The organism is Paenibacillus sp. JT31N7 (assembly GCF_059692095.1).
The window spans coordinates 214,127-238,845 of sequence record NZ_JCAUAT010000002.1 but is presented as its reverse complement, the minus strand read 5'-3'; the positions used below and the strand labels follow the sequence as shown (position 1 = coordinate 238,845).

Here is a 24,719-nt window from a genome sequence, read left to right as displayed (position 1 = left end):
GAAGGGAAAATGAGCGGTTCCGGCATTTTAAACGTCGATATCCAACTTTATTTATCGGTTTACAATCAATTGAAACTGGCGGTCGATAAACTGGACGAAGAGCAGCTTAAGCGGAAAGAAGCACCCGGAAAATGGAGCATTACGGAGGTGCTGGCGCATCTGGCCGACCACAATATCGTGGTCTCGTTCCGCATCCGCGAAATTTTGGCGGGCTCGGATAAGATCCTGCCGGGATTCGCGCAGGACCCGTGGGTGGAAGGACAGCGGGCGAACGAAAGCAGCGCTTCCGATATTTTAGACGCTTATGCGGCACTGCTGCATTACAACGCGGTTTTGTTCCGGCGGTTGACGGAGAAGGACTGGGAGAAAACCGGTGTTAATTTCAAAGGGGAGACCGTCACCCTGGCGTCTGTTGTGAATGCTTTTACGGCGCACGTGCAAATCCATCTGGCGCAAATCGAGCGGATCAAATCGGCCATAGCGGCGGTGTAACAAAAGCGGAAGGGGAGGAAGGATCATGAGTAAAAAAAGACAGTTAAAGCTGGGCGCGCTTCTGCACGGTGTCGGCGGAAATCCGGCCATGTGGAGACACCCGGATGCGCAGCCGGACGCGAGCGTGAATTTCGAGCTGTACAAAAAATGGGTGCGGAAGGCGGAAGCGGGCAAGTTGGATCTGATTTTCATCGCCGACGGCTTGTATATCAACGAGAAGTCGATCCCGCATTTCCTGAACCGCTTCGAACCGATTACGGTTCTGAGCGCATTGGCGGCCGTGAGCAAGCATATCGGCCTCGTCGGCACGTTGTCGACCTCATATAGCGAACCGTTTACGGTGGCCCGGCAGTTCGCTTCCCTGGACGCCATCAGCGGAGGGCGCGCGGGATGGAACGTCGTCACTTCTCCGCTCGAAGGTTCCGCGTTAAACTACGGCAAGCCGCATCCCGAGCACGATCTGCGCTACAAAATCGCGGAAGAATACCTGGAAGTGACGAAAGGGCTTTGGGACTCCTGGGAAGACGACGCATTCGTCCGGGATAAGGAGTCCGGCGTGTTTTTCGATCCCGAGAAGCTGCACACCTTGGATCACCGGGGAGAATTTTTCTCCGTCCGGGGACCGCTGAACATTGCCCGTTCCAGACAGGGGCAGCCGGTTATTTTCCAGGCGGGAGCCTCCGAAGTGGGCAAAAACTATGCGGCTAAAGTGGCGGACGCCATTTTCGCCGGGCAGGAAAGCCTGGAGGACGCCGTCCGTTTCTACAAGGAAGTGAAGGAAAGGGCCGCATCGCACGGGCGCTCGCCGGACGAAGTGCTTATTTTCCCGGGTATCGGGCCGATTATCGGATCGACTGAGGAGGAAGCGGAACGCAAATATCAGGAGGTTGCGGATCTCGTGACGATCGAGACGGCGCTCGATTATTTGGGCCGGTTCTTCGAGCATCACGATTTCTCGCGGTATCCGCTGGATGAGCCGTTCCCGGATCTCGGCGATCTTGGCAAGAACAGCTTCCAGAGCGGGACGGACAAAATCAAGCAGGAAGCGAAAGAGAAAAACCTTACGCTTCGTCAGGTAGCTCTGCAGGCCGCTACGCCCAAAGGCCGCTTCGTCGGAACGCCGGAGAAGGTTGCGGATCTCATCCAGGAGTATTTCGAAGCGGGCGCCGTGGACGGCTTTATGCTTTCCGCCGCCGTACCGAACGGCCTGGAGGATTTCGTGGATCATGTGGTGCCGATCCTGCAGGAGCGCGGAATTTTCCGCACGGAGTACGAAAGCGATACGCTCCGGGGCAACCTCGGGCTGCCGGTACCGGCCAACCGGTATACGAAACAGCCGGAGACGGTGTAAGCCTGATTAATAGAGTTTGGCTGTATTGCTGCGCTATTGCGTAGAGCATGCGTGTGAGATCCGTGCCGCGGGCGGGGAGTCCGCTCGTCAGGCGATCGTAACCTGACCCGTTCTGAAGGGATTCTATAGGGCGGGCGGGGCTAGGTAGGGAACTGCAGTTCAATCCATGGGAACGGGAGTGAGCGTTATGAGCCAGTTAAACGATTATTTGGCCGCCAAAAAGAAGTCTCTGGAGGAGCGCGAAGAGGAGCGCAAACGAGTCGCGAATCAGCCTTCGGACGTGCTGAAGGCGAAGGTAAGAGCCAAGGACCGGAGCGGCGTAAGGGAAATCCGTATCCGGAATTTCCAGATTCTTAGCGACAGCCTGCCGGATTTTGCCGGATTCGACCTCGGACCGAATTCGGCGGAGATTCAGCTCGGCGTTCTCGGAAGCTGCCTGACGCATATCACGCTGATTCAGGCCGCCCTGCGCGGAGTTCCGCTGGAATCTCTGGAGGTGGAAGTTGAAGGCGAGCTTCACAAGTTCGCCGGAAAAGACGGTTACGAGGAGATCCCCTTCTGGCCTCACAACATCCGCTACACCATGCATATCGAATCGGCCGCTTCCAAGGAAGAAATCGCCGAGCTTCACCGGGGAGTCGAGGAAGTCTGTCCCATCCTGAATCTGCTGCAGAGACCGCAGGAAATAACGGGCAAGGTTCTGCATTCTTCCGGCAGCGGCGAGGCGGGAGAAGTGACGATCGGAAGCTGACATCACGATCCGGGAGGAGGCATCTCTCATGTCTGCAAGAGACCGGGAAGAGGTTGAGGGTGCCGGACACAGCCACGCAATGGCGGGCAGCGTACTGGAGCTGATCGGGGATACTCCGGTCGTCCGTATCCGGCGGATGTTGAGTGAGAACGACGCCGATCTTTACGTCAAGCTGGAATCGTTCAACCCCGGCGGAAGCGTAAAAGACCGGGCGGCCCGGCACATGATCGAACAGGCCGAACGGGACGGCAGGCTGCTCCCCGGCGGAACGATCATCGAAGTGACCAGCGGTAACACGGGCATCGGCATGGCGATGGTGGCGGCCGTCAAAGGCTACAAGCTTATCGTGGTCATGTCCGATAACATGTCGGCGGAGCGGGCGGGAATTCTGCAGGCGTATGGGGCGGAAGTCGTCCTCTACCCGGCGGAAGAAAAGATCGAGGGCGGCCTCCGCAGGGCCAGGGAGCTGGAAAGCCGGATTCCCGGCAGCTTCGTTCCCGTCCAGTTCGAGAATGCCGGCAATGCCGACGTTCACCGGTTTACGACCGCTTCGGAAATATGGGAGCAGATGCAGGGAAGGCTGGACGCATTCGTCTCTGCCTCGGGCACCGGAGGCACGATAACGGGCACGGGGGAGGCGCTTAAATCCAGATTGCCGGATTTGCCCATTTATGTCGTCGAATCGCGCTGTTCGCCTCTACTCTCCGGCGGAGAGCCCGGGATTCACCGTATCCCGGGAATCAGTCCCAGCTTTATTCCGCCGGTCCTCAATACGCAGCTTTACGACGAGGTGCTGCAGATCGGGGACGAGGACGCGCATGAGACGGCCAGAGAGCTTGCCCGCCGGGAAGGGCTTCTTCTCGGCCCTTCCTCGGGAGCGGCCGTATGGGCGGGGATTAAGATCGCTGAAAGGCTCGGGAGAGGGAAGAAGGTGCTTTGCATCGCTCCCGATACGGGGGAGCGATATTTAAGCACGGGGCTTTACGATGGATGACCCGCGCTTCCGTTTTACCGTTAGCTGGTCTCCGCATCGACGGGAAGCGGGGGCTTGAACGCAGCGAATGTCACCACGACCGGGCGAGGCGCAGAGAAGCAAACACGCTCCAACGTGACAGCGAACCGCTTAGGTGCCGAAGCGACGGTCATTCACGCAGCGAAGCGCGTACGCATTAAAGCCGGCATCAAGAGCGTAGCAAGCAGCATACGCCCCGCGAGCATTAAGAGCATTGCAAGCAGCATAAGCACCGCGAGCATCAAGAACATACAGCAAGCGCGCACGCATCCAAGCGAGTATACAAGATCGCGTCGAGCCCACACTGAAAAGGAGCCCGGATTATAAGGGCTCCTTTTCGGTGTGCCGTTTGCGGCTGCGTATATGTGCCGCAAGGTGCGGCTGACGGCGCCTTCCTGCCGCTCGCGAGTGCCCGCCTATGGGCGGGATACTTCCGCCCGGGCATAGCGGTTCTTCGGCACGCGAAGACCGAGGTGCTCTCTGAGCGTATCGCCCTCATACTCCGTGCGAAACAGCCCTCGCTGCTGAAGAAGCGGCACGACTTCCTCCACGAAATCGTGAAGTCCGTCCGGCAGCAGCGGGGCCATGAGCATAAAGCCGTCGGCTGCGCGCTCCGTAAACCACTCTTCGAGCGTATCCGCAATTTTCTGCGGGGTTCCGACCCAGTCTTCCCGGCTGAAAGAGCCCGTAAGAAGCGAGTAGACTTCACGGAGAGTCGGATTCTCCCGGGTGATGACGGGCTGGTGCTTCCGGTAATCGGATTTGTCCGGCTGGATGCGGTCCAGACCCGCATCGGCGGCACGCGATTCCAGCGTCAAGCCCGCGAAATCGACACCGGGGAAATAGTCTTGCAGGAAGCTGAAGCCCGTTTCCTCGGAAATATACGATTCGAGCTGCCTGTATTTCTCGTCGGCTTCTTCCTGGGTTGAACCGATCACCGGAAAAATCCCCTGCAAAATGACGACCTCGTCGGGTGACCGGCCGAAAGAGGCGACTTTGCTTTTGAACGTGTCATAAAATTCCCGGGCTTCCCGCTTGCTGTACTTGATGGAGAAAATCACTTCCGCCCGCTTGGCGGCAAACTGCTGGCCGGATTCGGAGGTCCCTGCCTGCACCAGCACCGGATACCCCTGGGGGGAACGCGCGATATTCAGCGGCCCCTCGACAGAGAAAAATTCGCCTTGATGGTTAAGGCGGTGCATTTTATCCGAATGGAAGAAAACGCCGCTTTCCTTGTCCTGAACGAAGGCATCGTCCTCCCACGAATCCCAGAGCCCCGTCACGACCTCGACGAATTCCTCCGCTCTTTTGTAACGGAAGCCGTGCTCCAGATGATCCTGCGCTCCGAAGTTCCGGGCCGTGCTGCCGGACAGATCGCGTGTCGTCACGATATTCCAGCCGGCCCGGCCTTTGCTGATCTGATCGACGGATAGCAGTGAACGTGCCAGATTGAACGGTTCGATGTAGGACGTGGAGGCGGTAGCGACAACGCCGATTTTGGATGTGGCGCCCGCAAGCGCCGTAATGAGGGTAACCGGTTCGAAACGGTTCAGGATATTCGGATGGGAATCCTCGTTGATGGCGAGACTGTCCGCAATAAAAGCGATATCGAACTTGCCGCGTTCGGCCGTTTGGGCGAGCGCTTTGTAATAATCGATGGAGATGCTTGCGCTTCGCTGCGCGTTCGGATGTTTCCACGAGGCGACATGCATTCCGGTGCCCACGAGGTAGGCGGATAGCTTGATTTGTCTGTTGGCTGTCAAGGGGGTTCCTCCTTATAACCTAGTTATTTCATAGGAATAATATGTTAAACATTATCATCAAGCGTCGGAGGCCGTCAATCCTCGTTTTTTATTCTCAAAAGCGGTTGACAAGAGGGGAAAGCTGAGATAAATTAAACAAAAGACATTGGTTTAGTCGGAAATAACTTCATAAGTCGTTAGTTGACCAGATAGCTGGAAACTAAGCTCTTTACCGGACGGCCGGTAAGATGGGCTTGGTTTTTTTTATTGAAAAAATTTCCGGGCAGGTGTAAGCACATGATTCTCGTAGAAAATCTGACCAAGTCGTACAAAAGCGCCAGCGGACCCGTAACGGCCCTGGAAAACATCAATTTGCGCATACAAAAGGGGGATATTTTCGGCATCATCGGATTTAGCGGGGCGGGGAAATCCACATTAATCCGCTGCCTCAACCGGCTGGAGGAGCCCGATTCGGGCACGGTGGAAATCGAGGGGCTGCGCATCACCGACCTGGGCGAGAAGGAACTGCGGATGGCCCGCCGTAAAATCGGCATGATTTTTCAACAGTTTAATCTGCTCGATTCCAAAACCGTGTTCCAGAACGTGGCGTTCCCTCTTAAAGTGGCGGGCATTCCCAAACCGCTTCTGGCCGAGAGAGTGAGAGAGATTCTGGATCTGGTGCAGCTGGGGGACAAAGAGAACGTCTACCCGTCCCAGCTCAGCGGAGGCCAGAAGCAGCGGGTCGGCATTGCCCGGGCGCTTGTGAACGAACCCGATGTGCTGCTGAGCGATGAAGCCACTTCGGCGCTCGACCCGCAAACGACGTATTCCACGCTGGAGCTGCTCAAAGACATTAACCGCCAGCTGAATTTGACGATTGTGCTGATCACGCACGAGCTGGACGTTCTCCAGCACATCTGCCGCAATATGGCGGTCATAGAAAAAGGTAGAATTGTAGAGACCGGAACCGTGGATAAATTTTTTCTCCAGCCGGAGAGCGATACCGCAAGAAGATTCGTCAGCATTATCGACCATTACCGCAGCAAACGGATGGTGTTGGAAGGAGCGGGGGCAGGCATATGAGAGACGATTTGGTCGATTTGCTGGTCGAAGGATTGCAGGAGACGCTTTTCATGGTCGTCTGGGCTTCCCTGTTCGCTTTCCTGCTGGGCAGCGCGCTCGGCATCACTCTGGTGGTTACGGAAAAAGGCGGCATTCTTGCGGCCCCAAAGCTGAATAAAGTGATCGGCACCGCGATCAACGCGGTAAGGTCCCTGCCGTTCATCATTCTGATCGTGCTGCTCCTCCCGCTGGCCAGGCTCATTGTCGGCACGACACTGGGACCGACGGCGGCGATTGTGTCCCTTTCGATCGGAGCCGCCCCTTTTCTGGGGCGGATTATCGAAAATTCGCTGAAAGAGGTCAGCTCCGGCAAAATCGAAGCGGCCAAATCGGTCGGCGCCTCGCCATGGACCATCATACTCCGCGTGCTGATTCCGGAGGCGCTTCCGGCCCTGATCCGGGCGGTCACGATCGGCGTCATCGCGATCACGGAATTTACGGCAGTAGCGGGCGCCATCGGCGCGGGAGGCCTCGGCAGCCTCGCCATCCGGTTCGGTTACCAGCGGTTCCGGGAAGATATCCTAATTGCCACGGTTATTCTCATTATTCTAATCGTCCAGATTATCCAGTGGTCCGGCGACTCCATCGCCAAATCGGTCATCCGCAAACGCTACAAACTGGAATAAACCGTCTGCCCGTTTCAAATGATTTCTATTCATTACATAAAAGAAAGAAGGCGTATTCCATGACACATAAACGATTAAGCGCTATTGCCGCCATTCTGCTGGCTGTCACGTTGACGGCTGCCGGGTGCGGAAGCCAAGGGAAAGGAGAAGTAACCGCCTCGGAAAAAAACGGCAGTACGCCGGGAGCGTCTAAAGAACCCGCCAAAGAGGTGAAACTTACGGTAGGGGCAGCGGCCGTTCCGCATGCGGAGATCCTGGAAGTCGTAAAACCGAAATTGAAAGAACAGGGAATCAACCTGGACATTAAAGTGTTCGATGACGAAGGCCAGTTGAATCCGGCTTTGAAAGACAAACAGATCGACGCGAACTATTTCCAGCACGTGCCGTACCTGGATTCGGTCAAGAAAGAGAAAGGTTTTGACTTTGCGGTGACCGCCAAGGTTCATGTGGAACCCATCGGATTTTATTCGAGCAAGCTGAAATCCAAGGACGAGATCAAAGACGGCGCGAAGATCGGCATTCCGAACAATCCCTCCAATGAATACCGGGCGCTGGTCCTCCTGCAGCAGCAGGGGCTTATCAAGCTGAAAGAGGGACTAACCACTTACGAGGCCACGCCCAAAGATATCGCGGATAATCCGAAAAATCTGAAGTTTTTCGAAACGGACTCCGCCACTCTGCCTAGGGCGCTACCGGATTTGGACGGTGCGATTATTAATACCAATCTCGTCCTGGAAGCCAAGCTCGATCCCAAATCGGCCTTGTTCCGGGAGGACGCCAACTCTCCTTACGCGAATGTGATCGTAGTCCGCAAAGGCGATGAGAGCCGGGACGAGATCAAAAAGCTCGATGCGGCGCTTACCGGACCGGAAGTGAAGAAATTTATCCAGGACAAATACGGCGTTGCCGTTGTCCCCGCTTTTTAGCCGAGGCTGAGAACCTAATCGTATGTCCGAAAAAAGACGCGGCAGACCTGTATATTTCAGGCTGCGGCGTCTTTTTTAGCGGCTGCAAACAGACCGGCAGGAATACTCGGTATCGCCGCGGATTTCAGCCGAAAGCTCCTGTTAAAAAAGCCGCGTTATACGCGACTGTAGGTCAAAGGGGATTAGGGCAGATGAACCGATTTGACATGGCTCATGTGCATAAAGAGCTGCTGGCCGTTTGCCGTAATAAGCTCCAGCATGTTGTTTTCCGCAACGTTAAGGCGGCCGATTTTATTAGGGGCCTCTCCCAGATTAAAGACGACTAATTCGCCGACCAGTTTTTTGAGCTGCTGCTCGAAGGTTCTCGATAGCGTCGTACCCGTCGGATGAAGGGGAAACCTGTCCTGACCCAGGGAATAGGGCGTAGTATTGGAAATATAGGGGGTTATGCTTTTCACATGCTCCAGGGAAATGTATACGGTGCGATAAACGGGAGAGAAGAACACGAAGAAATCATTCATAATGCTCGTGACGTACCCGTGCAAAGACTGAGAGCCGCTGATTGAAATCTCGCTGAAAATGCCTTTGGCATTCATTAAAATTTTCCGGTAAGCGATTTCCGAATGGTCGAAGGGAAGTTCAGGCTGGGGAACGGGATCGGCGGCAGCGTTCGGATCTTCCGCCAAGGTCATGTATTGAAGGTGTAGAGTCGGAATGTAAGTGAACTGGCTTCCGTTGTGGAGAACGATAATATCGTTGCCCACATCTATAAGGGAACCCCGGAGGGGCAGTTTTTTTCCGGATAAGCCGACGTCGACAAGTTTACCCAGGAAAGAGTGCAGAAGCTTCATCGCATTTCCTCCTTTCCTTGTCCTGCAAAAATTTCAAGGACAGCATGTCTGATTAAAGAGACGCTGACATCCTGAATGTTCCGTAAAAATGGAAGGTGGAGGCGGCCGGTGAACGGCCGCCGTTTTTTGAATCGGGGGAGACTGGAACGAGGGACTGTTCACAAATTTAGAAAAATAAACGGAACGGGTTGCCGCTGCCTGTGAATCCTCTTGTGTGATTGCGGTGAGAATGGTTGCCGCGGGTCTGGTTGCCGCGGGTTTGATTGCCGCGGGTTTGATTGCCACGGGTTTGGTTGCCGCGGGTCTGGTTGCCACGGGTCTGGTTGCCGCGGGTCTGGTTGCCGCGGGTTTGGTTGCCGCGGGTTTGGTTGCCCGTGGATTTGCCGCCGCTTTTGTTTTGGTTCTTTTGATTGCCGCCGCTTTTGTTGGACGAAGCGGAGCCGATGCTTTTAATGTGGAAAAGCGCAATCCGGACGACTTCGTTGTTCACTACCAATACAAGGTAATCTTGTTTCACTTCAGCGACGACGCCTTCGATTTTTTCGGGGCCGCCGCGGTTGATTCTAACGTATTTCTGATGGAATTTTTTGAGCAGCTCCTGGAAATCGTACGCTGAAATGACTTGCGTGTAGCTCGGATATTCGGTTTTTCCCGCGCTTTCCGTTACGCTTTTGATATGGGAAGCGTTAATGTAAACGATACCCTCATTAGTTTGCAGCGTTAAATAGTCGGTATGAACATTGATCAGCTTTCCCGTTACGGAATCGGGGCCGCCCCGGTTGATTTTAACTTCTTCTCCAATCAGATTCACAACGTAACCCAGTTCGTTAACAGACATGTTGGTGTTCCCCTCTCGAGTTGTTGGTTTGTGGTTTGAAAGCTTGCTCATGCACTTCTTTCTATTGCTTGCCGGCACTGTGAGGTCATCGCCTCCTTTCATTTGTCATTTAGCTCTATCTGGTATCTATGTATATGTGCCGGATAGGAAACGGTACTGGTTGTCTATCTATTTTTTTTTGATTCCGCTAGTGGTGCTAGAACAAATGCTAGTGGATAAACTCTCAATTCAAACAAGCGTGTATCAATAACCATACCAACCGGAAAGGTCCTTCATAAGATGTACTATCTTAAGAGAAGGAGGAACATCACATGACAGAATTTCCGGATTTATTCGAAGAGTGGTGGGCCAGCGACGAGCAAACTCAGGCTGTTACAAGCTTGAAAGGACCTCATGGCTCGCACGGACATCGTTCGCATGGCCGCTCGGGAGGCCGCACAGGAGGTAACCGGACGGGAGGCCGTACAGGAGGCAACCGCACGCACGGCCATACAGGAGGCAATCGTACGGGAGGCCGCACAGGTGGCAACCGTACGCACGGCCATACAGGCGGCAACCGGACGCACGGCCACACGGGAGGCAACCGTACGCACGGCCACACGGGAGGCAACCGTACGCACGGCCACACGGGAGGCAACCGGACGCACGGCCATACAGGAGGCAACCGTACGCATGGTCATACAGGAGGCAACCGTACGCATGGTCATACAGGAGGTAACCGGACGCACGGCCGTACAGGAGGTAACCGTACGCATGGCCGTACAGGAGGCAACCGGACAGGGGGGCGTACCGGGGGCAGAGCGAGAGGCTGTTAAGCAGTCCGTCCGCACCGGATGAGAAGCAAGCAAAAAGCGGCAACCGCCGTGCCGCCGCGCCTGCATTTCGCATAAGGTAACGTAGCAAGAACAGCCTATCCTGACGGATAGGCTGTTTTCTTATAGCGAAAGGCGGAAGAATCTCATGTCGCTTCCTCATTTTCATATAACGGTCGGATCCGGCGAGGACCGTAAACTCCGGAAAAACGTATGGAGCAGCCGGTTCGTACCGGCGATTTTATCGGACGGGAGCAGCAGCGTGCCTATCCGGATCGGATACCGGGGCGGGCATACCCGCGAATATGCGAAAAAATCGTATGAAATCCGGATGAAGGGCAGGACCTATCACCTGAATGCCGAATACGACGATCCTTCGCTGATCCGCAACGCGCTGTCGTTCCGTTTTTTCCGGATGATCGGCGTGCCGAGTCCGCATACCCGCCATGTCGTGCTGACGATCGACGGCAGAAACGAAGGCGTGTATGTGCTTATCGAGGCGGTTAAGCGGTCTTTTTTCCGGCGGAGGGGCATTCTTATGAAGTCTCTTATGTACGCGAGCAACGACTGGGCGAATTTTTCACTGAAAGATCCGGATACCCGCAAGCGCAAGAAGACCTTGTTTGCCGGATACGACCTCATTATCGGGACGGGTCAGGACCGGGAGAAGATGAATGCGTTCATTCAATCCCTGCATGCGCTTAAAGGAGACCGGCTGAAGGCTTTTCTGGGGAAGCACGTGGATCTGGACAATTACTTGCGGTGGCTGGCCGGGGCTGTGATGACGGGAAATTATGACGGTTTCGAGCATAACTATGCGATCTACGAGCACAAACCGACCCGGAAGTACCGGATGATTCCGTGGGATTATGAAGGCACCTGGGGACGCAATTGTTACGGGAAAAGAGTGAACAGTAATCTCGTGAAGATCACCGGGTATAACGACTTGACCGAAAAAGTGCTGGAAAGCAAGGAGGCGCGCCAGCGGTACAAGGCACTTTTGAAACAGCTTACGGGCACGGTATTTACGAAGGACCGGATCATGCCCGTTGTGTATGAGATGCACGGACGCATTGCCCGGGATGTATACAAGGACCCCGGCCGTCAAACAAGTCTGTCCTTGTTCCGGTCGGAGCCCGACGTGATCGCGCAGTATATCGAGGACCGGCGGAAAGATATACAGGAAGGAATCCGGCTGTTATAAACCAGTCCGGGGGCTCACTTGTCCCATGTACGGGTCGAGCAGCGGATAAGAAGTTCGGAGGGCAGCATGATTTTGCGGCTTTCGGAACCGGGACCGTTCTCGATCCGTTCGATCAGAAGCTGCATGCCGAGGGCCCCGAACTGATACGCGGGCTGGGAGGCTACGGTCAGAAAAGGATTGACAGTCTCGGCGGGACCGAAATCGTCGAAGCAGACAACCGACACGTCTCCCGGCACGGACAAACCTTTCTGACGGAGTGCCTGAATAATCCCCACGGCAAGCAAGTTGTTTGCCGCAAAAATCGCCGTTGGCGGGGAAGGAAGAGAGAGCAGCGCCTGCAGCGCGGCCTCGTCCTGAAACTCGCGGTAGTTCAGCGACACAACCAGGCTTTCGTCGAGGGGCAGTCCGCCGAGCAGATGAGCTTCCCGGTAACCGGTATACCGGAGCCGGGCCGTGGAAACATCGGGCGAGCCATTGACCAGAGCGATACGCCGGTGCCCGAGTCCGATCAGATGCTCGACAAGCTTTCTCGCCCCTTCTTTGCTGTCGCCCAGGACGACATCCGTTTCGATCCCGGGCACTTCACGGTCCAGAATCACGAACGGAATCCCGTGCTTCTGCAGCTGCCGGAGCTGCTCAAGGGAGGCGTCTCCGGTAGGCGCGAACAGGACGCCGTCCACCCGTGTGGAGAGGATCATCTCCACGTAATCTTTTTCCTTGCCGTAATTCTCGTCGCTGTTGCCGAATAGAAGCTTGTAGCCGGACCGTTTCGCCGTATCCTCGGCTCCCCGCGCAATCGTGGTGTAAAAAGGATTCGTTATATCCGTAATCAGCAGCGACAGCAGCTTCGTTTTCTGCAGAACGAGGCCGCGGGCCATGGAGTTGGGGATATAATTCAGCTCCTCCATCACCTTGCGCACGCGCTTGCGTGTCGCCTCGCTGATTCTTCCGGAGTTATTGATAACTCTGGAAACGGTCATGGCGGAGACATTTGCTTTTTCGGCTATATCATAGATTGTAATCAATCGTTATCACCTTTTCATGCTTGAGTGAGTTTATTGTATAAAAGAAAACCGTTGACAGCAAGAGAGGCAGCTGTTAATTTTGTGTTATCGGTAACTCTAATTAAAAAACAGAGAGGAGACGCTTGATGCTGAAAGGAATTCCGTCCATTCTTTCGCCGGAGCTTCTGAAAGTGCTGATGGAAATGGGCCACGGGGATGAAATCGTTCTGGGGGACGGCAACTTCCCGGCGGCGAGCCATGCCAAACGTCTGGTCCGCTGCGATGGACACGGCGTGCCCGAACTGCTGGAAGCGGTTCTTGCCTTGTTTCCGCTAGATACATATGGAAGTCAGCCGGTTACGCTTATGGCAGTCGTTCCGGGCGATCCGGTTCAGCCGGTGATTTGGGAGACGTACGGGGAAGTGATCGGAAGGCATCTGCCGGAAGCCCGAATCGGTCAGCTGGAACGATTCGCGTTCTATGAACGGGCTAAGGAAGCCTATGCGATTGCCGCCACTAGTGAAAGCGCTTTATATGCCAACGTTATTTTAAGGAAAGGCGTCGTTACGTGACGTGTCTGTGAAAGGTGTTTTTTTACAAGGTGGTTTAGCGATAACTCAATAAGGAGGAAGATCAAATGAACAACCGTGAACACAGATGGAGCCGGCCTTTTCCGAAAATCGGTATCCGTCCGACCATCGACGGACGCCGCAAAGGGGTGCGCGAGTCGCTTGAAGAACAGACCATGAACATGGCAAAGGCTGCCGCCGCCCTGCTCAGCGGTAATTTGCGCTATCCCGACGGAACGCCGGTGGAATGCGTCATTGCCGACACCTGTATCGGCGGCGTGGCGGAAGCGGCTGCGGCTGCGGACAAATTCGCCCGGTCGGGTGTGGGCGTATCCGTCACCGTGACTCCGTGCTGGTGCTACGGAACCGAGACGATGGATATGAACGCCTCCATTCCGAATGCCATTTGGGGCTTTAACGGGACGGAACGTCCGGGCGCCGTTTACTTGGCCGCCGTTCTTTCGGCCCATGCGCAGAAAGGAATTCCGGCGTTCGGTATTTACGGCAAGGATGTGCAGGACGCGGGCACGGCCGACATTCCCGAAGACGTGCGGGAGAAGCTGCTCCGTTTTGCAAGGGCGGCTCTGGCCGTGGCGGTGATGAAAGGAACGTCCTACTTGTCGGTCGGCTCCGTTTCCATGGGAATTGCGGGTTCGATCGTCAGCGAGGAGCTGTTCCAGAATTACCTTGGCATGCGCAATGAATACGTGGATATGTCGGAGCTGGTCCGCCGGATGGAAGAAGAGATATACGACAAGGAGGAGTTCGGGCTCGCTCTCGCCTGGGTGAAGGACAACTGCAAGGAGGGGCCCGACAACAATCCTGCGGCCATTCAAACGTCGCGGGAACGTAAAGACAAGGACTGGGAAACCGTCGTCAAAATGTCCCTGATTGTCCGCGACCTGATGACCGGGAATCCGAAGCTGGCTGATCTCGGTTTCGGCGAGGAAGCGCTGGGGCATAACGCGATTTTATCCGGCTTCCAGGGACAGCGCCACTGGACGGATCACTTCCCGAACGGGGATTTCATGGAAGCGATCTTGAACAGCTCCTTTGACTGGAACGGAAGAAGAGCGCCTTATCTCGTGGCGACCGAGAACGACAGTTTGAACGGCGTTGCGATGCTGATGGGGTACCTTCTGACGCACACCGCCCAAATTTTCGCCGATGTCCGCACGTACTGGAGTCCCGAATCGGTGAAGCGGGTAACGGGGTATACGCTGGAAGGAGCCGCGGAGCACGGGGTTCTCCATCTCATCAATTCCGGCTCGGCTGCACTGGACGGTACGGGGCAGCAGTCCCGGGACGGAGCGCCCGCCTTGAAGCCTTATTGGGAGATTACGGAGGAAGAGGTGGACAAATGCCTCGGCGAAACGTCCTGGCGGCCCGCGGCCGTTGAGTATTTCCGGGGCGGCGGTTACTCGTCGGACTTTCTGACGAAGGGCGGAATGCCCGTCACGATGTCCCGGATCAACCTGGTGAAGGGCCTCGGTCCGGTGCTTCAACTTGCCGAGGGCTATACGGTCGATCTGCCGGATAACGTGCACGACGCGCTGGATAAGCGGACCGATCCCACGTGGCCGACGACCTGGTTTGCGCCGATCCTGACAGGGGAAGGCTCGTTCCGCGATGTCTATTCGGTGATGGACAACTGGGGCTCCAATCACGGCGCTATCAGCTACGGACACATCGGGGCCGACCTCATTACCCTGGCGGCTATGCTGAGAATTCCCGTTTCCATGCACAATGTCGATGACAAGAACCTATTCCGGCCGCGCGTGTGGAGCTCTTTCGGGACCCGGGATGAAGAAGCGGCGGACTTCCGCGCGTGCGCTAACTTCGGCCCTTTGTATAAATAAAAGCCGGACAGGGAGGGGGACTTTTCATGGGAGTAGAAAAGAACGGCCTTCACATGCTGGCTGTGGATTTCGGGGCGAGCAGCGGAAGAACGGTGCTCGGTACTTACAACGGGTCACGGCTGGCCGTCGAGGAAATCCACCGCTTTTCCAACGATCCCGTCAGGCTGGGCGGCAGTCTTCACTGGGATTTTCTGCGGCTGTTTCACGAGATGATGCAGGGCATCCGGGCTTATAAAACGGTTTCGGCGGAGGCTCCCGCTTCGCTTGCGGTAGACACGTGGGGCGTCGATTACGGACTTGTGGACGGCAGGGGCAGGCTGCTCGGGAATCCTTACCACTACCGGGATTCACGGAACGAGCCCGCGATGCGGCGGGTACTGGACCGGATACCGGACAAAGAACTGTACCGGCGCACAGGCATCCAGACCCAATCCATCAACACGCTGTTTCAGCTGGAGGCGGAAGGGGAGGCGGCCTCCCTGGCCGGCGAGGATGTGCGGATGCTGTTTATGCCCGACTTATTCCGCTACTATCTGTCCGGAGAAATTTCGGCGGAATATACCATCGCGAGCACGTCCGGCCTGCTCGATCCGCAGCGGCGCGGCTGGGATGAAGAAGTGCTTGCCCTGCTTCCGCATCCGCGGGCAATGTTCCCTTCCGTCGTGATGCCGGGAACCGCCGGCGGCAGCCTGCGCTCCGCATTGGCCGAAGAGCTGCAGATGCGCAGCTTTCCGGTCGTGGCGGCAGCTTCCCATGACACGGCCTCGGCCGTAGTCTCCATCCCCGCGCAAACCGGCGGCAGCTATGCGTTTATCAGCTGCGGCACCTGGTCGCTGATGGGGGTGGAGACGGAGCAGCCTGTCATCACCGAACAGAGCCGAAAGCTCGCCTTCACGAATGAAGGCGGAGCGGACGGTCGCATCCGGCTGCAGAAGAACATCATGGGCCTGTGGCTTTTGCAGGAATGCCGCCGGTACTGGGAGCTGGAAGGCGAAGCGCTCACCTTCGGGGACATGCAGGTGATGGCGGCGGGAGAAGAAGCGGCTGCTGCCTACGTCGATCCGGAAGACCCCGTCTTCCTGGCGCCCGGCAACATGCCGGAGCGCATCCGCAGCCGTTGTGCGCAGACCGGCCAGCCCGTTCCGCAGACGAAGACGCAGATGATCCGCTGCATCGTGGAAAGCCTGGCGATGAAATTCAGCCAGACCCTCCACGAAATCGAGGAGCTGCTGGGCCGGAGGCTGGACGCCGTCCATATGGTCGGCGGAGGCATCCGCAACCGGCTGCTCTGCCAGCTGACGGCGAACATCACCGGCCGGTGCGTTATCGCGGGACCGGTCGAAGCGACCGCCGTCGGCAGCCTGCTTATGCAGGCGAAAGCCCACGGCGAGCTTCATACCCGGGACGAAATGCGGCAGATCGTGCTGGCCTCGTTCCCGCCGGATTTGTATTCTCCCGAGGACACCGGCCGTTGGCAGGAAGCTTATGCGCGCTACAGGAAGATTAACGCCCATCATTCCGAGAGGAGCGTCAACGGAAATGACTGAACGGAAAATAAGAGAAGAATTGACGAAATACGCCGTGAAAAGCGTAGCGAAAGGTCTTGTGGTCGGACCCGGAGGCAATATCAGCGCAAGGTCGGGGGAGTTCATGTACCTGTCGCCCAGCGGATTTGCGCTGGAAGATATCGAGCCGCATCAGTGGGTGCCGGTCCACATTCCTACCGGTGAAATCGGGGATACCGCTTTCCGGCCTTCATCCGAAGTGCTGATGCATCTGTTCTGCTACCGGGTGAATCCCCTGCTCCAGGCTATCGTGCATACGCACCCCGCCTACTGCATTGCCCTGACGCTCGTGGACGACGAGCTGCCCATGCTTTTTCCGGATCAGGCGGCCCTCGTAGGAGATGTCGCGTTTATCCCTTATGTGGTGCCGACGACGGACAAACTCGCTCATCTTGTGGCGGAGAAGGCAGACCGTTACAGCTCTATGCTGCTTAAAAATCACGGTCTGGTGACCACGGGCAAAAACCTCAGGGAAGCGTACTACCGGACCGAAGTGATGGAAGAGAGCGCGAAAATTTATATGATCGCCAAATCGGTCGGGGAGCCCAGAAGGCTGACGGAAGAGGAATATAAAGAGATTCAGGGGCTGGAGAGCGAAGCTTACCGGGTTCAACTGCTTCAAAATATGAAGGAGTAACTTTGGAAGTAGGCCGCTGTCCGGCGGTTGGCCGGGTGGCCCGGTTGCATGCTCAAGTTCGGCGGTTCAGAGACATAAAGCGCAGGAACCACGTTTCCGTTAATCGTTACCGGCGTGCTTCTACAAGCGCAGTCCTTCGGGGCTGCGCTTTTCGGTGTCTCTTTCTTTGCATTGAAGGGTAAGCATCCCGTGAAAAGACTGCTGCTTCAAGCGAACCGGGAATTTTGAAAGACATCTAATCATTCAGGATGAAGAAAACGCCGGAACGCGCTATGATGGAGGGAGAAGGACGCTTTTAAACAAGGAGGCGGGACGTATGATTTTTTCCGAACTGGAACCCTTTCTGGATAAAAAAAGGCGGGAGCTTCTGGCGGCGCTGGACGCTTTCGGGCCTGAAGAACGGCATCTGACCGAGTACGAGGGCGGCTGGAATCCAGTGGGGATCGTCGAGCACCTGAGCATTGTGGAGGATCAGGTCATCGCGGAAATCGGGCGGCTGCTGAGCGATGAAGCTGTCCGGCCATCCGAGCCGGAGGAACGGAAGCTGGTGGACATCACGGCGCTGTTCGAGCAAAAAGGGCTTCTCGGCACGCCGAAAAAATCTCCGCCTTCCGCATTTCCTACCGGAAAAGTGGCGTTTGAGGACGGGCTGGAGCGGCTTGCGGAGGTCCGCGGCAGGCTGAAAGCGTTTTTGCCTCTTTTGGCCGCAAGAGAGACGAACAGTCTGGTGTCCGGCCACCCCCTCGGGGTGGAACTTAATGCCTGCCAGTGGCTGCAGTTCAGCGCTTTTCACGAGTGGGGTCATATTCACCAGCTGAAACGGATCCGGCAGGCTCATTCCGGTTAGCGGAATAAAGAGTACCGGATATGCGGGGAGCGGAAATCCGATCCGCATATATGCTTACCCCCGTATTCGCCGTACCTCCGTTCCGTACTCCCTATCTCCATACCTCCGTATTCACCGTAGCTCCATTCCGTATTCCCTATCTCCACACCTCCATACTGCCCGTCAACCATAGCCGAACATCGAGATATCCTTACACCCGAACATCAAAAACCCGCCCCCTTTCTTGTGAAAGGAGGCGGGTTATTTCATTCTGTATGAGCGTTAGCCTTGAAGATAAACCGGAGTTTCGTACACGGCTTCTTTCTCCAAAACGAGCTGGAAAGACTGCTCTTTTCCGTCTACGGAAGGACCGATGGAATAAATAGGACCCGATGAGTCCCGTTGGGCCAAGAGTTTGCCAGCAGATTTGGAGGAACGACGACGCTTTAATCCGCTGTTCGATCTGTTTCTGACCGGTTTCATCTTATTCCCCTCCCAACAAATCGTTTACCGAACTGATTAGCTGCCCGTTCAGGACGGCGATCTTATTCAACTGCTCCGAACTCAATGTTTCCTGGCCGATCATATGCACGGTCAGCACATACTTCTTAGCTAAAGGATAACATATCAAATATTCATTTTCAATGGAGGAAGAGTGCAGATTCATCGTGACTCTGTTGTTCAAATGAGCGTCCACCACGAGAATCCGCTTGTCTCCGGGACCCAGATTTTCATTGGCCGTCAAGGGATAAGTCCGGTTCATCGTACCGATGTTCGAGGTGCCCGCGACCTGCTTGATCCACTCGTCCTGCTCCGCGCGGTGAATCGTGACGCCCTTAACCGTAAAATGGGGCGGACACGTGTAAGAGATTCGGGTTCCTTCGCTCAGCGTCTGAAGGGAATCTTCCTCTTCCGGTTTGAAGGGAACCCCCTTTAACAGGGTACGAAAAAGGCGCAGAATGCGTGCCAGCTGGGAGATCGTCGGCTGCTCCGAAAGGCAGCCCAATTCGCGCATTTTTCTTTTGACGGTACTGCATGCCGCGGCTGTCGCCTGAACCCATTCGTCGGGTTCGGTACGGATTTCGAACGTAAGGGCATTTACCCCGAACAGGTCCGAAGGCGTCCGCAGCCCGCCCACGGCCGTTTCGTTAACGCTTTCAGGAATATGATCCGGCATAAGAAAAAAGACGCGTTCCCTGCCCAGGCGGCTCATAAAAAGCCCCATTTCGAAAATGGTATTGTCCCTGGCCGAGGCATACTGCTTGCCGCGGATTTGAACGACGTCGTCCGTCGATAAGATGAAAAGGGCGAAATCGTTGTTTTGCACCTGTTTATCCAAATCTTCCATGGTATACCGCCCGGGATTGAAAGCACCGGCAAACCAGGGGTTCACCTGTGCGGCCGGAGAGAGATTTTCCAGCACGCCTTCCGCGATAGGAATCGCTTCCCTGGAAGAGCCGATAAACACTTTCGGTTTCCGTTGTTGGTCCATACGTACTCCTTTTTTTCCAAAAGTCGCCTGCTTCTTTAAAAATAGCGCACGGGGGCTCATTTGTCCATGCGGCAGAAGTAGGACGAAGAGATAGAGGAGAAAGGGGCGCATGTCGACTCCCGGCGGTTATTTTCACCGATAAGACCTTTTATGAAAATCGGTGATCGACTCAAAAAGTAGGCGGCCGTTGTCCACGAGCTTCCCTTCCGGACTCAAATTCACATACATCGCCTGATAGCGCTCCGGTACCCAACTGTATTCGTGAACGTAATCCGTCAGATGAAAGCCGCAGGCTTCCCAGAAACGGCGCCTGCTCCGGTGGTCGGCTCCGCCGCCTGCCTCCGCTTCGATCAGGATGCCGCTGAGGCCGCATTCCCTGCGGGTCCAATTTTTAAGTTCTTCTATAAACCGCCGTCCGGTACCCTGTCCGCGGCAGTCCTGACGGACGGCGATATAGTCGATGAGAAGCGCCCGCACCGAAGGGAGCTCTCCCGTGATCGCCATAACGACGGTCGTATCTCCCGCGATCCCGAGATGAAGGAAGCAGAGCTTGCTTTCGAACATCTGACGGATGATCCGGATAGGTTTTCTTCCGTGATCCGGAAAAGCCTCGTTATACAAGGGCTCCGCTTCCCGCCAAAGCTTTTCATCCCACTGGGCAGTCGTGATGATTTTCATCGGTACCTCCGGTCTGGAATGGATGGGCAAAAGGTCAAACGAAACGAAAACAAAAAGAAAGAGCGGACCTCACGGAAACGTGAAGCACTCTTTCTTAGTTTAAGCGAAAACGAGCCCTTTCAAACGAAGAATGGGGCGGTTCAGGCCGGCGGGCAAGAAAATAGGCGTGCATGTTGAAAGACCGCCTTTCAGATGACCGGCCGTCAGCCTAGACATCGCTTATCCCCAGGCGGATACTCCCTGTTTTTCAAGCTCCTTGACGATCTCCTCGCAGATGCGGTGGGTTTCGAGGGCATCCCGCGTTGACTGCAGAGGCTGTCCGCCCTCTTTTACCGTCCGGATAAAATGGTCGATGACGGCATGGAAGCCGCGGCGGTGCAGGACCGGGTCCCAATCGTTGAATTTGTAATGCCGCTCGCCGCCGTCCGCCAGCTCTACAGCGGTGTTGAGATCTTTCACCGACCATTTGCGGCCGCCGCCGATCGTTTCCACGATCTCTTCGCTGCTGCCGCTGTCCCGGTTCATGATGCCGATGGCCGTATATCGGTCACCGCTGAGCTGGAGCATCACATGGTACAGCTTGCCGTCCTTCTGGTGGGACGTGACGTTAACTTCCCGGACGTCTCCCGGCACAAGATAGCGCAGCGTATCGACGACATGGATAAAATCGTCGAGGATGAACCGGCGCGCAAAGTCGGGAGAGGGGGGGCGGTTTTTTTGCATCAGAATCAGGTTCGGTGATGATTTCTCTTTAACGGAAACATAGAGAGGGGCGAAGCGCCGGTTGAAGCCGACCATCAGAATGAGGCCGTTTTTTTCGGCAAGCTCAGCAAGCTCCAGGGACTCCTCGTATGTATAGGCAATAGGCTTGTCCACATAGACGTGAACCCCGTTCTGCAGAAGCTGCTTCGTTATTTCCGCGTGGGATTCCGTTGAAGAGTGGACGAATGCCGCCTGGATGCCGCGGCTGATCAGCTCGCCGACCTCCGTAACGGTTTCGCTTATCCGGTAAGTGGCAGCAAGCTGCTCCAAGGTAGCGGTATTTCGCGTACAGAAGACAAGTTCCACGTCGTTTCTTGCGGTGATCACCGGCAGGTAAGCTTTGCGGGCGATGTCGCCGAGCCCGATAATACCAATGCGCATAAGGTCTCCTCCTCGAATGTTCTTCTTCCATTATAGCGGAACTCCGCAACTCTTTCCCGCAAAAAAAAGAAAAACCCCCGGGCCGATCTCCTTATCGGAGAGGGTCCGAGGGTTCTCGGCGGCGGCCGATCCCGGCCGCTTCAGGCAGGCATGCGCCGTCATGTGAAGCGGCTTAACGCGCGGAAAGAACGAGCTCCTCGCATTTGTCCGAGCAGCAGCCGCTGTGCTCTTCTTCGCATTCCGGGCAGCAGATGTGCTGGAGATGGCAGAAGTCGTTCGCGCAGTTGATGAACGTGTCGGCCGGCTTGCCGCAGTGATGGCATTTGCCCACGATCATATCTTCGTCGGTGTGATTGATCGGCACCGAAATCCGCTCGTCGAAGACGTAGCACTTGCCGTCGAAAAGTCTTCCTTTCACTTCCGGGTCCTGTCCGTAAGTGACGATGCCGCCTTCGAGCTGCGCGACATCTTTGAAGCCTTCCTTGATCAGGAAGCCGGTCAGCTTCTCGCAGCGGATACCGCCCGTACAGTAAGTAAGGATCGGCTTGTCCTTCAGATCGGCCATGTTTTCCCGGATCCATTCCGGGAATTCGCGGAAGGCTTCCACATCCGGACGGATCGCGTTGCGGAAATGGCCTAGATCGTACTCATAGTTGCTGCGTCCGTCGAGGACGATCACATCTTCGTTTTGAAGCTGCTCGTGGAACTCGGCCGGCGACAATCTTTTTCCGCCGATCACGTTAGGGTCCAGCTCTTCGTCGTAACGGAAAGTGACCAGCTCTTGTTTGTAACGGACGAACATTTTTTTGAAAGCATGCTCTTCGGCCGGATCGATTTTGAATACCATATCGGCAAAAAGAGGGTTGGCGTGCATATCCGACATGTACTGCTCCGTCTGCTCGACCGTACCGGATACGGTCCCGTTGATGCCTTCGGCGGCAATCAGAATGCGGCCTTTCAGGCCGAGACTTTTGCAGTATTCCCGGTGCTCGGCCGCGAATTCCTCGGGATTTGCGATCGGAACGAATTTATAGTAAAGCAAAATGCGGTAAGGCTGCTGCGTATCGTTCATGGTAAGTACCACCTGTCTATCTAAAGTTTTATGGAAAAGGCTGCGTTCAATCAACAACGGTAGAAAAGGGAGCGCCCTTTCCTACCGTTATAGAGGAGTAACTTGAGGATTCATGCATCTATTATAGAAGAAATCCCGGACTTAGTAAACATTTATGCTTCCTTAATAGGATATGGAAAGTAATAGGATATTTTGCCGCGGCGGACATCCGGGTTTCTATAGTACAATGGGCAAAAACGGCATAGGGAAAAACGCCAAACGCCAAAACTCTAAAACGCCAAATGTCAAACCGCCAAACCGCCAAACCGCCAAACCGCCAAACCGCCAAACCGCCAGACCGCCAACCGCCAAACCGCCAAACCGCCAAACCGCCAAACCGCAAACCGCAAACCGCAAACCGCCAAAACGCCAAAACACACAACGGAGAACAGGGAAGCTGTTCTCCGTTTTTGCGGGGTGCGGCCGTCAGCCGCTTTTAATAGCCGTCCGTTTTACGGCCGGCTTGTTCCGCTTTCTCGGCGCCTTCCCGGTTTTGGACGGTTCCCATGTGCTCGGACGAGGCAGCTGCCCTGCTCAGCTCCTCCGCTACGCGGCGTCCGTATTCCGCATCCGCCCGGGTGAAATAGTCCACCATTTTGTCGCGGATGGCAGGCTTGCAGATCTTGAGATTGTTGACGAGATTGGAGATCAGTTCGTCTTTCTCCCACGGCTCGAACTTCCGGTACGTGTCCCCGGCCTGTCCGAAATCGTTGGGACGGTCGATTTTCTCTCGGACCAGCTTGGCATTGTAAACCGGCTCGTGTTCCCGGCCTCGGGACGGCGCTTCCTGCAGTCCACCGAGCGAAGAAGGTTCGTAGTTGACGTGAGGATTTTGTCCGGGCGCCCGGTCGACGAAGTAAGTCATCTGGCCGTCGCGCTGGTTCGTCGCGACATGCTTCTTCGGAGCGTTGACCGGCAGCTGCAGGTAGTTGGTCCCGACCCGGTGGCGCTGCGTATCCGAGTAGGAGAAAGTGCGGCCCTGGAGAAGCTTGTCGTCCGAGAAATCCAGCCCGTCTACGAGGGCGCCTGTACCGAAGGCCGCCTGCTCGACTTCCGCGAAGTAGTTCTCCGGATTTTTGTTCAGAACCATTTTGCCGACCGGGAGGAACGGGAACTTCTCGTGGTCCCACAGCTTGGTCGGATCAAGCGGATCGAAATCCAGCTCCGGGTGCTCGTCGTCGCTCAGAATCTGAACGCTGAGTTCCCATTCGGGGTAGTCGCCGCGTTCGATCGCTTCGTAGAGATCCTGGGTAGCGTGGCTGTAGTTCTTGCCCTGGATTTCATTCGCTTCGTTCTGGGTAAGGTTGCGGATGCCGTTATGGATCGGTTCCCAGTGGTACTTGATCAGCACTCCCTCGCCGTCCGCATTGACCCATTTGTACGTATTGACGCCGGACCCCTGCATTTCCCTGTAATTGGCGGGAATTCCCCAAGGCGAGAACAGGAATGTAACCATATGTGTCGCTTCCGGAGAGTTGGAGAGGAAGTCGAACATTCTCTCCATATTTTGAATACCCGAAACCGGGTCCGGGCGGAAAGCGTGAACCATGTCCGGGAATTTGAGCGGGTCGCGGATAAAAAAGATTTTCAGGTTGTTGCCGACGAGGTCCCAGTTCCCGTCTTCCGTATAAAATTTGACGGCAAAGCCGCGCGGGTCCCGGAGCGTTTCGGGCGAATGAACGCCGTGCACGACGGTCGAGAAACGGACGAAAACCGGCGTTTTTTTACCGGCCTCCTGAAAAAGCTTGGCACGGGTATACTTGGCGACCGGTTCATCGCCGACTTTACCGTAGGCTTCAAAATAGCCGTGAGCCCCGGCGCCGCGGGCGTGAACAACGCGCTCGGGAATTTTTTCACGGTCGAAATGGGAAATCTTTTCGAGAAAATGGTAATTTTCAAGGGTAGAAGGACCGCGGTTTCCGACGGTGCGGATATTCTGATTATCGGTGATCGGATGCCCCTGCCGGTTGGTGAGCGTCGTTTCCTGCTCGCCTTCGGCGAGTCGTTGGTCGGCAGGCCCGCCGACTCCCGTTACGGCCGTGCCGTTGTTGATCTCGTCTTTCATGATCCCATTCCTCCTGCTCTTGTTAAGCTGTTTCCATTATTTT

The 24,719-nt window shown here is 55.7% G+C and carries 24 protein-coding genes; 14 read left to right on the top strand and 10 right to left on the bottom strand.

The window, feature by feature from the left end:
• Positions 1 to 9 precede the first annotated feature (9 nt).
• From AC58P5_RS11320 to cysK, 4 genes are all read left to right on the top strand, one after another.
• Positions 10 to 492: a DinB family protein gene (locus AC58P5_RS11320; RefSeq protein WP_497386438.1), complete on the top strand. Its 483-nt coding sequence runs from the start codon at positions 10 to 12 to the stop codon at positions 490 to 492.
• Positions 493 to 517: 25 nt separating this feature from the next.
• Complete coding sequence (locus AC58P5_RS11315) at positions 518 to 1,843, top strand: LLM class flavin-dependent oxidoreductase (RefSeq protein WP_497386436.1); 1,326 nt, start codon at positions 518 to 520, stop codon at positions 1,841 to 1,843.
• A gap of 187 nt (positions 1,844 to 2,030) precedes the next feature.
• Positions 2,031 to 2,594, top strand: coding sequence for an OsmC family protein (locus AC58P5_RS11310; RefSeq protein WP_497386434.1), 564 nt, complete (start codon positions 2,031 to 2,033; stop codon positions 2,592 to 2,594).
• Positions 2,595 to 2,622: 28 nt separating this feature from the next.
• Entirely contained in the window at positions 2,623 to 3,588 is a 966-nt protein-coding gene (gene cysK / locus AC58P5_RS11305) for a cysteine synthase A (protein WP_497386432.1), read from the top strand.
• A 434-nt stretch (positions 3,589 to 4,022) separates the two neighbouring features.
• On the opposite strand, the gene AC58P5_RS11300 is transcribed toward cysK, so the two are convergent.
• Positions 4,023 to 5,369, bottom strand: a complete 1,347-nt coding sequence (locus AC58P5_RS11300) for an LLM class flavin-dependent oxidoreductase (RefSeq protein WP_497386430.1) — start codon at positions 5,367 to 5,369, stop codon at positions 4,023 to 4,025.
• Positions 5,370 to 5,645: 276 nt separating this feature from the next.
• Here AC58P5_RS11300 and AC58P5_RS11295 point away from each other — a divergent pair, with 276 nt between their 5' ends.
• The 3 genes from AC58P5_RS11295 to AC58P5_RS11285 are packed head-to-tail and all read left to right on the top strand — an operon-like array spanning position 5,646 to position 8,022.
• The gene (locus AC58P5_RS11295) at positions 5,646 to 6,431 is read left to right on the top strand and encodes a methionine ABC transporter ATP-binding protein (protein ID WP_497386428.1); all 786 of its coding nucleotides are present in this window, start codon (positions 5,646 to 5,648) and stop codon (positions 6,429 to 6,431) included.
• Positions 6,428 to 7,096 (top strand): methionine ABC transporter permease, encoded by a 669-nt coding sequence (locus AC58P5_RS11290; protein WP_497386426.1) that lies wholly within the window; start codon positions 6,428 to 6,430, stop codon positions 7,094 to 7,096. The genes AC58P5_RS11295 and AC58P5_RS11290 overlap by 4 nt, the downstream gene beginning before the upstream one ends.
• 59 nt (positions 7,097 to 7,155) lie before the next feature.
• Positions 7,156 to 8,022, top strand: coding sequence for a MetQ/NlpA family ABC transporter substrate-binding protein (locus tag AC58P5_RS11285; RefSeq protein WP_497386424.1), 867 nt, complete (start codon positions 7,156 to 7,158; stop codon positions 8,020 to 8,022).
• Positions 8,023 to 8,204: 182 nt separating this feature from the next.
• On the opposite strand, the gene AC58P5_RS11280 is transcribed toward AC58P5_RS11285, so the two are convergent.
• Together AC58P5_RS11280 and AC58P5_RS11275 are read right to left on the bottom strand one after the other, a co-directional pair.
• Positions 8,205 to 8,873: a YwrJ family protein gene (locus AC58P5_RS11280; protein WP_497386422.1), complete on the bottom strand. Its 669-nt coding sequence runs from the start codon at positions 8,871 to 8,873 to the stop codon at positions 8,205 to 8,207.
• Between the two features lie 166 nt (positions 8,874 to 9,039).
• The gene (locus AC58P5_RS11275) at positions 9,040 to 9,711 is read right to left on the bottom strand and encodes a DUF6897 domain-containing protein (RefSeq protein WP_497386420.1); all 672 of its coding nucleotides are present in this window, start codon (positions 9,709 to 9,711) and stop codon (positions 9,040 to 9,042) included.
• Between the two features lie 393 nt (positions 9,712 to 10,104).
• Here AC58P5_RS11275 and AC58P5_RS11270 point away from each other — a divergent pair, with 393 nt between their 5' ends.
• Positions 10,105 to 10,548, top strand: coding sequence for a hypothetical protein (locus AC58P5_RS11270; protein ID WP_497386418.1), 444 nt, complete (start codon positions 10,105 to 10,107; stop codon positions 10,546 to 10,548).
• 123 nt (positions 10,549 to 10,671) lie between these two features.
• Complete coding sequence (locus tag AC58P5_RS11265) at positions 10,672 to 11,727, top strand: CotH kinase family protein (protein ID WP_497386416.1); 1,056 nt, start codon at positions 10,672 to 10,674, stop codon at positions 11,725 to 11,727.
• A 14-nt stretch (positions 11,728 to 11,741) separates the two neighbouring features.
• On the opposite strand, the gene AC58P5_RS11260 is transcribed toward AC58P5_RS11265, so the two are convergent.
• Entirely contained in the window at positions 11,742 to 12,752 is a 1,011-nt protein-coding gene (locus AC58P5_RS11260) for a LacI family DNA-binding transcriptional regulator (protein ID WP_497386414.1), read from the bottom strand.
• A gap of 125 nt (positions 12,753 to 12,877) precedes the next feature.
• Between AC58P5_RS11260 and fucU the strand changes: the two genes are divergently transcribed.
• The 5 genes from fucU (at position 12,878) to AC58P5_RS11235 (ending at position 18,208) form a co-directional block, all read left to right on the top strand.
• Positions 12,878 to 13,303, top strand: a complete 426-nt coding sequence (gene fucU, locus AC58P5_RS11255; RefSeq protein WP_497386412.1) for an L-fucose mutarotase — start codon at positions 12,878 to 12,880, stop codon at positions 13,301 to 13,303.
• 65 nt (positions 13,304 to 13,368) lie between these two features.
• On the top strand, positions 13,369 to 15,159 hold the full coding sequence (locus AC58P5_RS11250; RefSeq protein ID WP_497386410.1) for an L-fucose isomerase: 1,791 nt from the start codon (positions 13,369 to 13,371) through the stop codon (positions 15,157 to 15,159).
• Positions 15,160 to 15,185: 26 nt separating this feature from the next.
• Complete coding sequence (locus AC58P5_RS11245; RefSeq protein WP_497386408.1) at positions 15,186 to 16,706, top strand: rhamnulokinase; 1,521 nt, start codon at positions 15,186 to 15,188, stop codon at positions 16,704 to 16,706.
• Positions 16,699 to 17,361, top strand: a complete 663-nt coding sequence (locus tag AC58P5_RS11240) for a class II aldolase/adducin family protein (protein ID WP_497386406.1) — start codon at positions 16,699 to 16,701, stop codon at positions 17,359 to 17,361. Before AC58P5_RS11245 ends, AC58P5_RS11240 begins: the two co-directional genes overlap by 8 nt.
• A gap of 316 nt (positions 17,362 to 17,677) precedes the next feature.
• Positions 17,678 to 18,208 carry a DinB family protein gene (locus AC58P5_RS11235; RefSeq protein ID WP_497386404.1) on the top strand — a complete coding sequence of 177 codons (531 nt, stop codon included), beginning with the start codon at positions 17,678 to 17,680 and terminating at the stop codon, positions 18,206 to 18,208.
• Between the two features lie 261 nt (positions 18,209 to 18,469).
• Here the strand turns inward: AC58P5_RS11235 and AC58P5_RS11230 are convergent, their stop codons facing one another.
• The 6 genes from AC58P5_RS11230 to AC58P5_RS11205 all read right to left on the bottom strand — a co-directional run bounded on the left by AC58P5_RS11230 (position 18,470) and on the right by AC58P5_RS11205 (position 24,676).
• The gene (locus tag AC58P5_RS11230; protein ID WP_497386402.1) at positions 18,470 to 18,670 is read right to left on the bottom strand and encodes a hypothetical protein; all 201 of its coding nucleotides are present in this window, start codon (positions 18,668 to 18,670) and stop codon (positions 18,470 to 18,472) included.
• Between the two features lies 1 nt (position 18,671).
• On the bottom strand, positions 18,672 to 19,679 hold the full coding sequence (locus AC58P5_RS11225) for a TIR domain-containing protein (protein WP_497386400.1): 1,008 nt from the start codon (positions 19,677 to 19,679) through the stop codon (positions 18,672 to 18,674).
• A 132-nt stretch (positions 19,680 to 19,811) separates the two neighbouring features.
• Positions 19,812 to 20,357, bottom strand: a complete 546-nt coding sequence (locus AC58P5_RS11220) for a GNAT family N-acetyltransferase (protein ID WP_497386398.1) — start codon at positions 20,355 to 20,357, stop codon at positions 19,812 to 19,814.
• 219 nt (positions 20,358 to 20,576) lie between these two features.
• On the bottom strand, positions 20,577 to 21,500 hold the full coding sequence (locus AC58P5_RS11215) for a Gfo/Idh/MocA family protein (protein WP_497386396.1): 924 nt from the start codon (positions 21,498 to 21,500) through the stop codon (positions 20,577 to 20,579).
• A gap of 172 nt (positions 21,501 to 21,672) precedes the next feature.
• Entirely contained in the window at positions 21,673 to 22,572 is a 900-nt protein-coding gene (trhO, locus tag AC58P5_RS11210) for an oxygen-dependent tRNA uridine(34) hydroxylase TrhO (protein WP_497386394.1), read from the bottom strand.
• 475 nt (positions 22,573 to 23,047) lie between these two features.
• Positions 23,048 to 24,676 carry a catalase gene (locus AC58P5_RS11205; protein ID WP_497386392.1) on the bottom strand — a complete coding sequence of 543 codons (1,629 nt, stop codon included), beginning with the start codon at positions 24,674 to 24,676 and terminating at the stop codon, positions 23,048 to 23,050.
• Between the last annotated feature and the right edge of the window lie 43 nt (positions 24,677 to 24,719).